Genomic DNA, 13,064 nt, shown 5'->3' with positions numbered 1-13,064 from the left:
AGGTGTCGCGCCAAGTGCTGCCGTTATTGCTGGATTTCGCGATCGCGGTCCAGTTCATAAGGCAGGTCGAGCAGCTGCAAGGACGGCCCTTCGAGCGCGCCCAGATGGATGTCTCCACTGTCTGCCGCTTCGGCTTGCAACACCGCCAGGAGCTCAATGCCTTGCCCGGCGCGGGCAGCCAGCACCACTTCGCCGATAGAGCTGCCATGGGTCGGGGAGAACAGCGCCGTACCCGGTTCCGGCAGCTCGCCGGCAGTCAGTTGCAGGCGATACAGGCGACGCTTGAGTTTGCCCAGGTACTGCATGCGCGCGACGATTTCCTGGCCGGTGTAGCAACCTTTCTTGAAGCTCACGCCACCGACCGCTTGCAGGTTGAGCATCTGCGGGATGAACAACTCGCGGGTGCCGGGCATGACCTGGCCGATCCCGGCACGGATCTGGCCCAGCAACCATTGATTCAGGTCACCTTCGCTCAGCACGGCCGACAGCTTGCCTTTGACCGCATCGGCAAGACTGGCGGCAACCCACAACTCGGCGCGTTGCGGTGAGACACGGATGGCGATCAGCCCGTCGCTGCGCACGACGCTGTCGGTTTCTGCCGGCAGGTCCAGGCCGAGGCTGGCCAGTGCGGCGTCGCCATGGTCAATGCCGAAGCGGACCCAGGCGGCACTTTCGTCGGTCAGTTTCGATTTGGAAAACACCGCATATTTTTTCAGGTCCGCCAGTTGCGGTTCGAGCAATTCGGTGGCCATGGCCAGGACCACGCCATCACCCTCGAGCAGGATGCGGAAACTCGATTGCATCCGGCCTTTCTGCGTGCAGCGCGCACCGAGGCTGGCCCGGGAATCACTCAGGTAGTTGAGATTGCAGGTCAGTTGGCCTTGCAGGAATTTGCTGGCGTCCGCGCCGCGGACCGCGAGAACACCTTCATGAGAAAGCGTGCAGAAAAAAGCAGAATCGGCCATGGGTCATCGCAGGGTAAAAAGTCTGGTGGACATCATAAGGGGCCGCCTTCGAAATGGGTAGTTCACAAAGGATCATCGGTGCCCGACCAAAGCCGACTGTTCGACCGGGCGCGGGCCTGTATACTTGCGGCCTATTTGAGGAGCGCTCCATGGTCGAAGATGTTGAACTGAACCGCCTCTTTTGGCACAGCCGCCGTGGCATGCTTGAGCTTGACGTGTTGCTGGTACCGTTCACGAAAGAGGTTTACGCAACGCTCAACGAGGTGGATCGCGCGTTGTACGTCCGACTGCTGACGTGTGAGGATCAGGACATGTTCGGCTGGTTCATGGAACGCAGTGAATCGGAAGATCCCGAGTTGCAACGCATGGTCCGCATGATCCTGGATCGTGTCCAGCCCAAGTAATTCGTTCGAATGCCGCTGGCATGCCTCACGGCAGTTGCTGGCGGCGTATCTGCTGGCCCAGCTGTTCGCGTTGGGTTCGTTGTTTCTATTGTCGATTCCGCTCTGGGCCAGCTCGCTCGGCGTTGTGCTGTGCGTGGCTCATGGCGTCTGGCTGTTGCCCCGGCAAATCTTGCTGACCCATCCGCAGGCCATTTGCGGCTTGCGGCGCGATGCCGATGGCTGGCAGTTGTGGAGTCGGGCCAAGGGTTGGCAGCCCGTCCAGCTGAGGCCGGACAGCCTGGCGCTGCCGTTGGTGGTGGTCTTGCGTTTCCGCCTGCGGGGCGAGCGCCGGGTCAGGGCCATTTGCGTGCCCCGGGATGCGCAGGCGGCGGATGTGCACCGACGCCTGCGGGTCCGGCTCAAGTTCAGCCGACGTAGGTGGGCGGCACCAGAATAGTGTCCAGCGCGACCGGCAACATCTCCGGGTAGTCGAGGGTGTAATGCAGGCCACGGCTTTCCTTGCGCTCCATGGCTGACAGAATCATCAGCTCGGCCACCTGGGCCAGGTTGCGCAGCTCGATCAAATCCCGGCTGACCTTGTAGTTGCTGTAGAACTCGTCGATTTCATCCAGCAACAGTTGCACGCGGTGTTGTGCCCGTTGCAGGCGCTTGTTGGTGCGCACGATGCCAACGTAGTCCCACATGAACCGCCGCAGCTCATCCCAGTTGTGCGCAATGATCACGTCTTCATCGGAATCGGTGACCTGGCTCGCATCCCAGGCGGGAAGAGGGGCGGGCATCGGAACCCGGGGCAACTGTTCGAGAATGTCCGCGGCCGCCGAGCGGGCATAAACGAAACATTCAAGCAGCGAGTTGCTGGCCATGCGGTTGGCGCCGTGCAGGCCGGTGAAACTGGTTTCGCCAATGGCGTACAGCCCCGGCACGTCGGTGCGGCCCTGTTGATCGACCATCACGCCACCGCAGGTGTAGTGCGCAGCGGGGACCACCGGAATCGGCTGTCTGGTGATGTCGATGGAAAATTCCAGGCAGCGTTCGTACACCGTCGGGAAGTGCGTCTTGATGAAGGCTTCGGGCTTGTGGCTGATGTCCAGATAGACGCAATCGATGCCCAGGCGCTTCATTTCATGGTCGATGGCCCGGGCGACGATGTCCCGTGGCGCCAGCTCTGCCCGTGGGTCGAAGCGCTGCATGAAGCGCTCGCCGTTGGGCAGCTTCAGGTGGGCACCCTCGCCGCGCAGGGCTTCGGTGATCAGGAAGCTCTTGGCTTGCGGGTGATACAGGCAGGTGGGGTGAAACTGGTTGAATTCCAGGTTCGCCACCCGGCAGCCCGAGCGCCAGGCCATGGCGATGCCATCGCCGCAGGCACCGTCGGGGTTACTGGTGTACAGGTAAACCTTGGCCGCTCCCCCGGAGGCGAGGATCACAAAGCGGGCGCCATAGGTATCGACTTCGCCGGTGCCGCGATTGAGCACATAAGCACCGAGGCAGCGGTCGCCTTCGAGTCCCAGGCGTTTCTCGGTGATCAGGTCTACCGCAACCCGCTGTTCGAGCAGTTCGATGTTCGGCCGTTTCCTGGCCTGCTCGAGCAGGGTGGTGAAAATGGCTGCGCCCGTGGCATCGGCGGCGTGGATGATGCGCCGATGGCTGTGACCGCCTTCGCGGGTCAGGTGGAACTCGAACCCGCCATCTTCATTGCTCGAGTGTTCATCGCGGGTAAAGGGCACGCCCTGGTCGATCAGCCATTGAATCGCTTCCTTGCTGTGCTCGACGGTAAAGCGCACCGCGTCTTCATGGCACAGGCCGCCGCCGGCATTGAGGGTGTCATCGACATGGGATTCAACGGTATCGGTGTCGTCCAGCACGGCGGCAACGCCACCCTGGGCCCAGAACGTCGAGCCATTGGCGAGGTTGCCTTTGCTCAATACGGCAATGCGCAAATGACCGGGCAAGGTCAGCGCAAGGCTCAAGCCGGCAGCACCGCTGCCAATTACCAGAACATCGTGTTGAAACTGTTGGCTCATTTCAGGATTCCGCTCAAAGCGACCCGGGTCGGGGGTGGCGCAGCTGGACTGGCGAGTCAAGTCAGCCGCACAGCCCACTAGTATATAGAGGGGGGGGACGGCACAATACCCGAGCCAGCATGGCATTGTGAAACTACTGTGACGCAAAATGTCGGGCGCTTCGTCGGATGTTTTTCTGCCCGTTGCGCGCGAGAATGACTGTATCGCCGATTTAACAGTCTTTTTCGCTTCAGGGTTGCACAATGTCGGTTCGGCGCAGCTATAAATATTTGGAACTTTTGCCAAAGGGCCAAGATCAATAGACCGTTGCCTGAAACAAGGGACAGCGTCGGATTCAGTACGGGATTGCAACTCGATCCTTGGCGAAGAATCCGATGACAAGATTATTCGCGCAGCCGGGCCCACTCGCGCTGCGCTTTTCGTGCGTGCCAAATCAGAGCCCGCAGGAAACTTGCCTGGAGGGGGAGAACTTTTGCGAAAAGCCCGAGTCTATGTTTGCAAGTCTGGTGGTTTACTTCTGCAAGCCTCCTCCGAGCTCATCGAGGAGTGTTCATGCTAACCCAGGAAGAGGATCAGCAACTGGTCGAACGCGTTCAGCGCGGCGACAAGCGTGCTTTCGATCTGCTAGTGCTGAAATACCAGCACAAAATTCTCGGGTTGATCGTGCGTTTTGTGCACGACACCCATGAAGCCCAGGATGTGGCACAAGAAGCCTTTATCAAGGCATACCGTGCACTTGGAAATTTTCGCGGAGACAGCGCGTTTTATACGTGGCTTTACCGCATCGCCATTAACACGGCGAAAAACTATCTGGTTTCACGCGGCCGCCGGCCGCCGGATAGCGATGTCAGTTCCGAAGATGCAGAGTTCTACGATGGCGATCATGGCCTCAAGGATCTCGAGTCGCCAGAACGGGCTTTGCTGCGGGATGAGATCGAAGGCACCGTCCATCGAACCATTCAGCAACTGCCGGAAGATTTGCGTACGGCTTTAACTTTACGTGAGTTTGATGGTCTGAGTTACGAGGACATTGCGAGCGTCATGCAATGTCCGGTAGGCACCGTGCGCTCCCGGATTTTCCGCGCCCGGGAGGCCATCGACAAAGCCCTGCAGCCGTTGTTGCAGGAAAACTAAAGACAGCGGCGACAGCCAAGAGAGGAACGCCATGAGTCGTGAAGCCCTGCAGGAATCGCTGTCCGCAGTGATGGATAACGAAGCGGACGAATTGGAATTGCGTCGGGTATTGAATGCCTGCGACGATGTTGAAACCCGTGAAACCTGGGCTCGTTATCAGATCGCTCGGGCAGTGATGCACAAGGATCTGCTGCTTCCACGCCTGGACATCGCTGCGGCAGTTTCTGCGGCCCTGGCTGACGAAGCCTCACCGGCAAAAGCTTCCCGCGGTCCATGGCGCAGCCTGGGTCGTCTGGCGGTCGCAGCTTCTGTGACCCTGGCGGTACTGGCCGGTGTGCGTCTGTACAACCAGGATGAGATCGCCGGTGCCGAACTGGCCCAGCAATCCAGTCAACCCGCACTGGCCGTTCCTCAAGTAAAAGGCCCTGCTGTTCTGGCAGGCTACAATGAGAGTTCGGAAGCTACAGGCCCAATGGCCAATGGCGTTTTGCAAGGTCAGCCAGGCTGGCAGGATCAGCGTCTGCCAGGCTACTTGCGCCAACATGCACAACAGGCTGCACTGAAAGGTACTGAGAGCGCTCTGCCTTACGCTCGTGCGGCAAGTCTGGAAAACCGTTAAGGAGGATCATGCGCGCCATACCTCTACTTTCGCTTCTGCTCAGCGGCTGGTTCATTGTTCCAGCCCAAGCCGATGATGCCCAGGACTGGTTGACCCGCCTGGGCCAGGCAGAGCAGCAGCAAAGCTTTCAGGGTACTTTCGTCTACGAGCGTAACGGTAGTTTTTCTACCCATAACATCTGGCACCTCGTCCAGGATGGAAAGGTCCGCGAGCGATTGATCCAGCTCGACGGCTCCGCTCAGGAAGTCGTTCGCATTGATGGTCATACTCAATGCGTCAGCGGCACACTGATAGCAGGGCTGGGGGATTCCCCCAACTCCGCTGCCCGTGCACTCGATCCTCAAAAGCTCAAGAATTGGTATGACCTCGCCGTCATCGGCAAGTCGCGTGTCGCCGGGCGTTCGGCGGTGATCGTATCGCTCAAACCCCGGGATCAACACCGCTACGGTTTTGAATTGCATCTGGACAAGGAAACCGGCCTGCCCCTGAAGTCTTTGTTATTGGACGACAAGGGGCGGTTGCTCGAGCGGTTCCAGTTCACGCAACTGGATACGGCCGACCTTCCTTCCGAAAAGGATCTGCAGGCCAGCAATGATTGCAAGCCGGTCAACCTCGACAGTGACAAGGCTTCTGCCGTCAAGGCTGCCCAGGTGTGGCATTCCGACTGGTTGCCACCCGGCTTCGAGCTGACCAGCAGTACCGCTCGCAAGGATCCGCAGACCAAGACCCAGATCAATAGCCTGATGTACGACGATGGACTGGCGCGTTTTTCGGTATTCCTCGAACCGTTGAATGGCGCAACCGTCACCGACACCCGTACTCAGTTGGGGCCGACCGTTGCGGTGTCCCGGCGCTTGACCACGGCACAGGGCGACATGATGGTGACCGTCGTCGGCGAGATACCGGTCGGTACTGCTGAGCGGATAGCGCTTTCAATGCGCACCGACGCCACTGCAACCAAGCAGTGAGCTGAATTCGAAATGTTTCGTGAGCATTTCAATTTGCAAAAATCCCGTAAATTTCTTATAGGTCAGAGCCCCTCGGCTCTGGCCTTGTTTGTTGTTCCCGGAACAAAAATACCGGCGTATTGTTCCCGGTGTTCCTTGCTCCATATCGCTTAACCCTGCTCGTCGTAACGGGAGCCGTATGTCGATACCACGCTTGAAGTCCTACCTTTCCATTATTGCCACCGTGCTGGTGCTCGGTCAGGCGGTCACCGCCCAAGCGGTCGAATTGCCTGACTTTACGCAACTGGTCGAACAGGCCTCGCCCGCGGTCGTGAACATCAGTACCACGCAAAAGCTGCCGGATCGCAAAGTCAGCCAGCAAATGCCCGACCTCGAAGGCCTGCCGCCAATGCTGCGCGAATTCTTCGAGCGGGGCATGCCGCCGCAATCGCGTTCTCCTCGCGACCGTCAACGCGAGGCAACTTCCCTGGGTTCGGGTTTTATCATCTCCTCTGACGGCTACATCCTGACCAATAACCATGTGATCGCCGACGCGGACGAAATCCTCGTCCGTCTGGCCGATCGCAGCGAAATGAAGGCCAAGCTCGTCGGCACCGATCCGCGTTCCGACGTGGCGCTGCTGAAAATCGAAGGCAAGGATCTGCCGGTGCTCAAGCTCGGTAAATCCCAGGACCTGAAGGCCGGCCAGTGGGTGGTTGCTATCGGTTCGCCGTTCGGCTTTGACCACACGGTGACCCAAGGCATCGTCAGCGCCGTCGGTCGCAGTCTGCCGAATGAAAACTATGTGCCGTTTATTCAGACCGACGTGCCGATCAACCCGGGTAACTCGGGCGGCCCGCTGTTCAACCTGAACGGTGAAGTGGTCGGGATCAACTCGCAGATCTATACCCGCTCCGGTGGCTTCATGGGCGTGTCGTTTGCAATCCCGATCGACGTGGCCATGGATGTTTCCAATCAACTGAAATCCGGTGGCAAGGTCAGCCGTGGCTGGCTGGGCGTGGTGATTCAGGAAGTGAGCAAGGACCTCGCCGAGTCGTTCGGCCTGGAGAAACCGGCGGGTGCGCTGGTGGCTCAGATCCAGGATGATGGCCCGGCTGCCAAAGGTGGCCTGCAAGTCGGCGACGTGATCCTGAGCATGAACGGTCAGCCAATCGTCATGTCGGCCGACCTGCCGCACCTCGTTGGCGCATTGAAGGCTGGCGCCAAGGCCGATCTGGAAGTGATTCGTGACGGCAAGCGTAAAAATGTAGAGCTGATCGTCGGTGCCATTCCGGATGACGACAAGGACATGGGCGCCGAGCCAAAATCCAGCATCGAGCGCAGCAGCAATCGCCTCGGTGTTTCCGTGGTCGAACTGACTGACGACCAGAAGAAAACCTACGACCTCAAAGGTGGTGTGGTGATCAAGGAAGTGCAGGACGGTCCTGCCGCCATGATCGGTCTGCAGCCGGGTGATGTGATCACCCACCTGAACAACCAGGCCATCGGTTCCGCCAAGGAGTTCGCGGACATCGCCAAGGCGCTGCCAAAGAACCGTTCGGTGTCGATGCGGGTACTGCGTCAAGGTCGTGCGAGCTTCATCACCTTCAAACTGGCTGAATAACCCGGTTGATGGCTGAATAAAAAACCGCCTCGAAAGAGGCGGTTTTTTTACGTCCGGACTTTTTGTCTGCGAGGGCGTCAGCCCATCATGTCCTTGATCATGCGCTCCTGTTCCATCAGCTCGCGTTGCCGCGCGTCGATCCGCGAAGACAGCGGGAAGTTGCTGCCAGCCTTGCGTTTGGCGAAGTCCAGTTGCTGAATGGCCTGTTTGTAGTCCCCGACCAGGGCAAAGTATTCGGCGCGCGCCTGATGCAGGCCGATGATATTGCCCGACAGGCCACGCGTCTCGGCAACCTGATACCACACGTCCGGGTCATCGGGCCGTGACTTGAGCAGGCCTTCGAGGGCTTTCTCCGCATCTGCGGTGCGGTTCTGCTTGAGCAGCAGGTCGACACGCATCTGATTCAGCGGGTAGTTGCCAGGGTACTGGGTTATCAACCGGTCAACCCGGGACTGGGCATCCGCCAGGCGATTGTTGGTGATGTCCAGATCGACCTGAGCCAGGTTGTAGATGATTTCATTGGGTGCCTTGGCCAGCAACTGCTTGAGGTTTTCCCGTGCTTCGTTCAGTTGGCCGCCCTTGATCTGGGCGATCGCCAGGCCGTAGCGCGCCACGTCGTTTTTCGGGTTCTCGTCGAGCTGGGCGCGGAAGCGCTTGGCGCCGAGCCCCGGGCTTTCCTCATAGATCAGCTGTACGCGTGCGCGGATCAGTTGGTAGCGCATGCTGTCTTCAATACCGCCCGTTGGAAACTGTTCGGCGCGGTTGCGGGTGTCGGCAATACGCGATTCGGTGACCGGGTGAGTCAGCAGGAATTCCGGGGGCTTGGCATCGTAGCGGTACTGACGCCCCAGGCGCTCGAACATGGTTGGCATCGAGCGGGGATCGTAACCGGCCTTTTCCAGATTGAGGAGGCCGATACGGTCGGCTTCCTGTTCGTTTTGGCGGGAGAATCGTCGCTGTTCCTGAATGGCCGCTGCCTGTGTGCCAGCGATGGCGGCAATCCCGGCGTCACCGCCACCTGCGGCCGCTACCACGATACCCGCCAGCAATGCAGCCATCATCGGCACTTGCATGCGTTTTTGCGCTTCGATACCCCGGGCAAAGTGGCGCTGCGACAAGTGAGCCAGTTCGTGCGCCAGTACCGAGGCGTATTCGCCTTCGGTCTGGGCATTGAGGAACAAGCCACCGTTGACCCCGACTATCCCGCCCGGCGCCGCAAAGGCGTTGAGCTGCGGGCTGTTGATCAGGATGAACTCCAGGCGCCGGTCGGTGACCTGGCTGGTCTCCACCAGACGGTAAACGCTGGATTCCACGTAATCCTTGAGTTGCGGATCGTTGAGCTGCGAAACCTGGCTGCGCAACATGGCCAGCCATGCGCGGCCGAGTTGGTATTCCTGTTGTGGCGAGACAATGGCAGAACTGGCGTCGCCGAGTGACGGCAGGTCGTCGGCGAAGCCCGGTGAGGCGAGCAGGCAAGCGAGCGTCAGCAGGGTAGGGCGCAAAAATGTCATGCACAAAGCCTTAGTCGACAAAGACCTTACTGTAGCCGGACACCGGCGTTGCGACCAGATATTCTAGGCGTCTCAACCACCTGACCCGGAGTGATGCAATGACCGACGCTGTAGAGCATGACGTTGAACTGGACGCCAGCGGCCTGAATTGCCCGTTGCCGTTGCTCAAGGCCAAGATGGAGCTCAACCGGCTGGCCAGTGGCGCGGTACTCAAGGTCATCGCCACCGATGCAGGTTCGCAGCGCGACTTTCGCACCTTTGCCCGATTGGCCGGTCATACCCTGCTTCGTGAAGAAGATGAGGCGGGTGTTTACCGCTACTGGTTGAAAAAAGCCTGAATTGTGCTGCGTTTGCTCCTAAGGATTATTGATGTTCAAAGTGTTACGCGACTGGATTCAGCGCTATTTTTCCGATGAAGAAGCGGTGGTGCTGGCTGTCCTGCTGTTTCTGGCGTTCACCGCCGTATTGACCCTGGGCGGCATGCTGGCGCCGGTGCTCGCCGGGATGGTGCTGGCGTACCTGATGCAGGGGCTGGTGGTGACGCTTGAACGCCTGCGTGTGCCGGGCGGGGTCGCGGTGGGGTTGGTCTTTGCGTTGTTCATGGGGTTGTTGCTGGTGTTTATCGTGGTGGTCGTGCCGTTGCTGTGGCATCAACTGATCACCTTGTTCAACGAGTTGCCCGGCATGCTCGCCAAGTGGCAGTCACTGTTGCTGCTGTTGCCCGAGCGTTATCCGCATCTGGTGTCCGATGAGCAAGTGCTGCAGGCCATCGAAGTGGCGCGCGGCGAAATCGGCAAGTTTGGTCAGTGGGCACTGACGTTCTCGCTGTCGAGCCTGCCCTTGCTGGTGAACATCATGATCTACCTGGTCCTGGTACCGATCCTGGTGTTTTTCTTCCTCAAGGACCGGGCCATGATCGGCCAGTGGGTGCGCGGTTACCTGCCCCGTGAGCGGGCGCTGATTACCCGGGTCGCCCATGAGATGAACCGGCAGATCGCCAACTACATTCGCGGCAAGGTCATCGAAATCTTCATCTGTGGTGGCGTGACCTACATCGCCTTTGTCGTGCTCGAACTCAACTACGCGGCATTGCTGGCACTGCTGGTGGGGATTTCGGTGGTGGTGCCTTATGTCGGCGCCGTGGTGGTGACTGTGCCCGTGTTTCTGATTGCGCTGTTCCAGTGGGGCTGGAGCGATCAGTTCATCTACCTGATGGCGGTCTACGGAATCATCCAGACGCTCGATGGCAACGTGCTGGTGCCCTTGCTGTTCTCGGAGGCGGTCAACCTGCACCCGGTGGCGATCATCTGCGCAGTGCTGTTGTTTGGCGGGCTGTGGGGCTTCTGGGGGGTGTTCTTTGCGATTCCCCTGGCGACGCTGTTCAAGGCGGTGCTGGATGCCTGGCCGCGCAAGGAGCCGGAGGTGGCGCCGTTGCTTTAGCGGCCAGCCTTGATTTTTCAGTGAGGGTGATGGCCTCTTCGCGGGCAAGCCCGCTCCCACAGTTGACCGAGTTGTTCAGGCGAACAAGGTCCAATGTGGGAGCGGGCTTGCCCGCGAAAGCGTCCGGATAGGCGCTATATTAGAATCAGGCTTTATCGAGGGCCTGAGCTGCCGCCAGAACAGCATCGACATGCCCCGGCACCTTCACGCCACGCCATTCCTGACGCAGCACGCCATCCTTGTCGATCAGGAAGGTGCTGCGATCCACGCCCATGTATTCCTTGCCATACAGCTTTTTCAGCTTGATCACGTCGAACAGCTGGCAGATGGCTTCGTCCTTGTCGCTGATCAGCTCAAAGGGGAATTCCTGTTTGCACTTGAAGTTCTCGTGGGATTTCAGGCTGTCGCGAGACACGCCGAACACTTCGGTATTGGCGGCCTTGAACGCAGCATACTGATCACGAAAGCCCTGGCCCTCGGTGGTGCAGCCCGGCGTGCTGTCCTTCGGATAGAAGTAGATCACCACCTGCTTGCCCTTCAGGCCTGCGAGGCTGACGGTCTGCCCGCTGGTGGCGGGGGCTTCGAAATCGGCAACTGGTTGGTCGATGGCAACGGCCATGGAAAGCTTCCTTACATTGGGTTCTGTGGGCGCCAGGGTTCGATCAGGGCATCGAGGTTCAGCGCGTCGGCGAAATCCAGGAACTGATCGCGCAGCCAGCTGATCTGCACACCGGCCGGCAAGGTCACGGTAAACGTGGCGTTGAGCATGGTGCCGCCGGTCTGCGGAGCCTGATAGGTGTCGCAGGTCAGGTTCTCCAGCTCGACATTGTGGTCCATGAAGAACTGGCACAGCTCGTTGATGATGTCCGAGCGGTAGGCCGAGCTGACATAAGCGACGTACGGCAGGGCCTGGGGGCGGTTTTCCAGGGCGGCGCTGCGCACCACGTTCACCGTGAACGCATGCCGCTTGGCCAGCACCGGCAGGCTGCCTTCCAGGCGCGCCAGGGCATCCCAGCTACCGGAGATTTCCAGCACCAGGGCACTGCATTCGCCATGACGGGTCAGGCGAGAGGTGACAACGGCGCAGCGGTTTTCATGGCTGGCGCGGCACAGGACGTTGGTCAGCTCCATGGGGTTGGCGCCGAGGGCACTGATAACAAGGAATTGTTCGCGAACTGTGGGGGTGGACATGCAGCATTCCTAAAGCGATGAGCGGTCGGTACGTCTAAGGGCTGATTGGTCGGGAGCGAGCCTGCGGATGCGAACTCAGAAAGTCCCCAGTGACAGGTTGCGAACAGGCTCCGCCGGAGCGGGAGCGAGACGTGGCAACGCTGGATCAGGACTTGTGATGCCGAAAATGGAGGCTGAAACCCGACGGACGAGCTTGTCTGTAACGATCAAAGTCTGAAGGGTAGCGAAAACCGGCGCCAAGGGGAATGGCGGCAGCACAGTACTTCGCTTGTGCAAGCAACTTGGCGCCAGTACCATTACGGCTCTCTTTTTCCGGCAGGAGCGGTTTCATGATTGCGGGCAGTATGGTGGCACTGGTCACTCCCATGGATGCACAGGGGCGTCTTGACTGGGACAGCCTCAGCAAACTCGTGGACTTCCACCTTGAAAACGGCACCCATGCCATTGTCGCCGTCGGTACCACCGGCGAATCGGCAACCCTTGATGTCGATGAACATATCGCCGTCATCAAAGCGGTAGTCAAGCAGGTCAATGGTCGCATTCCGGTGATTGCCGGTACCGGCGCCAATTCGACCCGCGAAGCCGTCGAGTTGACCCGCAATGCCAAGGAAGCCGGCGCCGATGCCTGCCTGCTGGTCGTGCCGTACTACAACAAGCCGACCCAGGAAGGCCTGTACCTGCACTTCAAGCACATCGCCGAAGCGGTCGATATCCCGCAGATTCTCTATAACGTGCCAGGCCGCACCTCCTGCGACATGCAGGCCGAGACCGTGATCCGCCTGTCGACCGTGCCGAACATCATCGGTATCAAGGAAGCGACCGGCGACCTCAAGCGCGCCAAGGCCATCCTCGATGGCGTCAGCAAGGACTTCATCGTGCTGTCCGGCGATGATCCGACCGCGGTCGAGCTGATCCTGATGGGTGGCAAGGGCAACATCTCCGTCACCGCCAACGTCGCGCCCCGTGAAATGGCCGACCTGTGCGAGGCCGCCCTCAAGGGTGATGCCGAGACTGCACGGGCAATCAACGAAAAACTGATGCCGCTGCACAAGGACCTGTTCATCGAAGCCAACCCGATTCCGGTGAAGTGGGCTTTGGTCGAAATGGGCCTGATGCACGAAGGCATTCGCCTGCCGCTGACCTGGCTGAGCGCACCTTGTCACGAAACGCTCCGCACGGCCCTGCGCCAGTGCAGCGTCCTGGTTTAA

General features: G+C 59.6%; 14 protein-coding genes. 9 read left to right on the top strand and 5 right to left on the bottom strand.

Features of this window, described 5'->3' with window-relative positions; all coding sequences use genetic code 11:
* Positions 1-23: 23 nt before the first annotated feature.
* Positions 24-965, bottom strand: a complete 942-nt coding sequence (gene ygfZ, locus PMI26_RS02745) for a CAF17-like 4Fe-4S cluster assembly/insertion protein YgfZ (protein ID WP_007979799.1) — start codon at positions 963-965, stop codon at positions 24-26.
* Between the two features lie 149 nt (positions 966-1,114).
* Here ygfZ and PMI26_RS02750 point away from each other — a divergent pair, with 149 nt between their 5' ends.
* Complete coding sequence (locus tag PMI26_RS02750) at positions 1,115-1,369, top strand: FAD assembly factor SdhE (RefSeq protein WP_007979797.1); 255 nt, start codon at positions 1,115-1,117, stop codon at positions 1,367-1,369.
* Positions 1,353-1,805 carry a protein YgfX gene (locus PMI26_RS02755; RefSeq protein ID WP_007979795.1) on the top strand — a complete coding sequence of 151 codons (453 nt, stop codon included), beginning with the start codon at positions 1,353-1,355 and terminating at the stop codon, positions 1,803-1,805. Before PMI26_RS02750 ends, PMI26_RS02755 begins: the two co-directional genes overlap by 17 nt.
* On the opposite strand, the gene nadB is transcribed toward PMI26_RS02755, so the two are convergent.
* Entirely contained in the window at positions 1,774-3,390 is a 1,617-nt protein-coding gene (nadB, locus tag PMI26_RS02760; protein ID WP_007979793.1) for an L-aspartate oxidase, read from the bottom strand. The two genes, PMI26_RS02755 and nadB, sit on opposite strands and share 32 nt — an antisense overlap.
* A 552-nt stretch (positions 3,391-3,942) precedes the next feature.
* Between nadB and rpoE the strand changes: the two genes are divergently transcribed.
* The 4 genes from rpoE (at position 3,943) to PMI26_RS02780 (ending at position 7,714) form a co-directional block, all read left to right on the top strand.
* Positions 3,943-4,524, top strand: a complete 582-nt coding sequence (gene rpoE / locus PMI26_RS02765) for an RNA polymerase sigma factor RpoE (protein ID WP_003172477.1) — start codon at positions 3,943-3,945, stop codon at positions 4,522-4,524.
* 31 nt (positions 4,525-4,555) lie between these two features.
* Complete coding sequence (locus tag PMI26_RS02770; RefSeq protein ID WP_007979790.1) at positions 4,556-5,143, top strand: sigma-E factor negative regulatory protein; 588 nt, start codon at positions 4,556-4,558, stop codon at positions 5,141-5,143.
* An 8-nt stretch (positions 5,144-5,151) separates the two neighbouring features.
* Positions 5,152-6,111: a MucB/RseB C-terminal domain-containing protein gene (locus PMI26_RS02775; RefSeq protein ID WP_007979788.1), complete on the top strand. Its 960-nt coding sequence runs from the start codon at positions 5,152-5,154 to the stop codon at positions 6,109-6,111.
* A 178-nt stretch (positions 6,112-6,289) separates the two neighbouring features.
* On the top strand, positions 6,290-7,714 hold the full coding sequence (locus tag PMI26_RS02780; protein ID WP_007979787.1) for a DegQ family serine endoprotease: 1,425 nt from the start codon (positions 6,290-6,292) through the stop codon (positions 7,712-7,714).
* Positions 7,715-7,791: 77 nt separating this feature from the next.
* On the opposite strand, the gene PMI26_RS02785 is transcribed toward PMI26_RS02780, so the two are convergent.
* Positions 7,792-9,225, bottom strand: a complete 1,434-nt coding sequence (locus tag PMI26_RS02785; RefSeq protein ID WP_007979785.1) for a M48 family metalloprotease — start codon at positions 9,223-9,225, stop codon at positions 7,792-7,794.
* A gap of 98 nt (positions 9,226-9,323) precedes the next feature.
* Here PMI26_RS02785 and PMI26_RS02790 point away from each other — a divergent pair, with 98 nt between their 5' ends.
* Complete coding sequence (locus tag PMI26_RS02790) at positions 9,324-9,563, top strand: sulfurtransferase TusA family protein (protein WP_007979782.1); 240 nt, start codon at positions 9,324-9,326, stop codon at positions 9,561-9,563.
* Between the two features lie 31 nt (positions 9,564-9,594).
* On the top strand, positions 9,595-10,665 hold the full coding sequence (locus tag PMI26_RS02795; RefSeq protein ID WP_007979780.1) for an AI-2E family transporter: 1,071 nt from the start codon (positions 9,595-9,597) through the stop codon (positions 10,663-10,665).
* A 145-nt stretch (positions 10,666-10,810) separates the two neighbouring features.
* On the opposite strand, the gene PMI26_RS02800 is transcribed toward PMI26_RS02795, so the two are convergent.
* Both PMI26_RS02800 and PMI26_RS02805 read right to left on the bottom strand, forming a co-directional pair.
* The gene (locus PMI26_RS02800; RefSeq protein WP_007979778.1) at positions 10,811-11,284 is read right to left on the bottom strand and encodes a peroxiredoxin; all 474 of its coding nucleotides are present in this window, start codon (positions 11,282-11,284) and stop codon (positions 10,811-10,813) included.
* Positions 11,285-11,295: 11 nt separating this feature from the next.
* Positions 11,296-11,856: a glycine cleavage system protein R gene (locus PMI26_RS02805; RefSeq protein WP_007979776.1), complete on the bottom strand. Its 561-nt coding sequence runs from the start codon at positions 11,854-11,856 to the stop codon at positions 11,296-11,298.
* Positions 11,857-12,185: 329 nt separating this feature from the next.
* Here PMI26_RS02805 and dapA point away from each other — a divergent pair, with 329 nt between their 5' ends.
* Complete coding sequence (gene dapA, locus PMI26_RS02810; protein WP_007979774.1) at positions 12,186-13,064, top strand: 4-hydroxy-tetrahydrodipicolinate synthase; 879 nt, start codon at positions 12,186-12,188, stop codon at positions 13,062-13,064.

The organism is Pseudomonas sp. GM33 (assembly GCF_000282295.1).
Taxonomy (GTDB): domain Bacteria; phylum Pseudomonadota; class Gammaproteobacteria; order Pseudomonadales; family Pseudomonadaceae; genus Aquipseudomonas; species Aquipseudomonas laurylsulfatiphila.
This window is presented reverse-complemented; position numbering and strand designations above follow the sequence as displayed.

Bases quoted from the DNA above. Each gene is read 5' to 3' on its own strand.
- PMI26_RS02770 (WP_007979790.1), top strand. From the start codon at position 4,556: ATGAGTCGTGAAGCCCTGCAGGAATCGCTGTCCGCAGTGATGGATAAC.
- PMI26_RS02805 (WP_007979776.1), bottom strand. From the start codon at position 11,856: ATGTCCACCCCCACAGTTCGCGAACAATTCCTTGTTATCAGTGCCCTC.
- dapA (WP_007979774.1), top strand. From the start codon at position 12,186: ATGATTGCGGGCAGTATGGTGGCACTGGTCACTCCCATGGATGCACAG.
- ygfZ (WP_007979799.1), bottom strand. From the start codon at position 965: ATGGCCGATTCTGCTTTTTTCTGCACGCTTTCTCATGAAGGTGTTCTC.
- nadB (WP_007979793.1), bottom strand. From the start codon at position 3,390: ATGAGCCAACAGTTTCAACACGATGTTCTGGTAATTGGCAGCGGTGCT.
- PMI26_RS02780 (WP_007979787.1), top strand. From the start codon at position 6,290: ATGTCGATACCACGCTTGAAGTCCTACCTTTCCATTATTGCCACCGTG.
- PMI26_RS02790 (WP_007979782.1), top strand. From the start codon at position 9,324: ATGACCGACGCTGTAGAGCATGACGTTGAACTGGACGCCAGCGGCCTG.
- PMI26_RS02750 (WP_007979797.1), top strand. From the start codon at position 1,115: ATGGTCGAAGATGTTGAACTGAACCGCCTCTTTTGGCACAGCCGCCGT.
- PMI26_RS02785 (WP_007979785.1), bottom strand. From the start codon at position 9,225: ATGACATTTTTGCGCCCTACCCTGCTGACGCTCGCTTGCCTGCTCGCC.
- rpoE (WP_003172477.1), top strand. From the start codon at position 3,943: ATGCTAACCCAGGAAGAGGATCAGCAACTGGTCGAACGCGTTCAGCGC.
- PMI26_RS02795 (WP_007979780.1), top strand. From the start codon at position 9,595: ATGTTCAAAGTGTTACGCGACTGGATTCAGCGCTATTTTTCCGATGAA.
- PMI26_RS02775 (WP_007979788.1), top strand. From the start codon at position 5,152: ATGCGCGCCATACCTCTACTTTCGCTTCTGCTCAGCGGCTGGTTCATT.
- PMI26_RS02800 (WP_007979778.1), bottom strand. From the start codon at position 11,284: ATGGCCGTTGCCATCGACCAACCAGTTGCCGATTTCGAAGCCCCCGCC.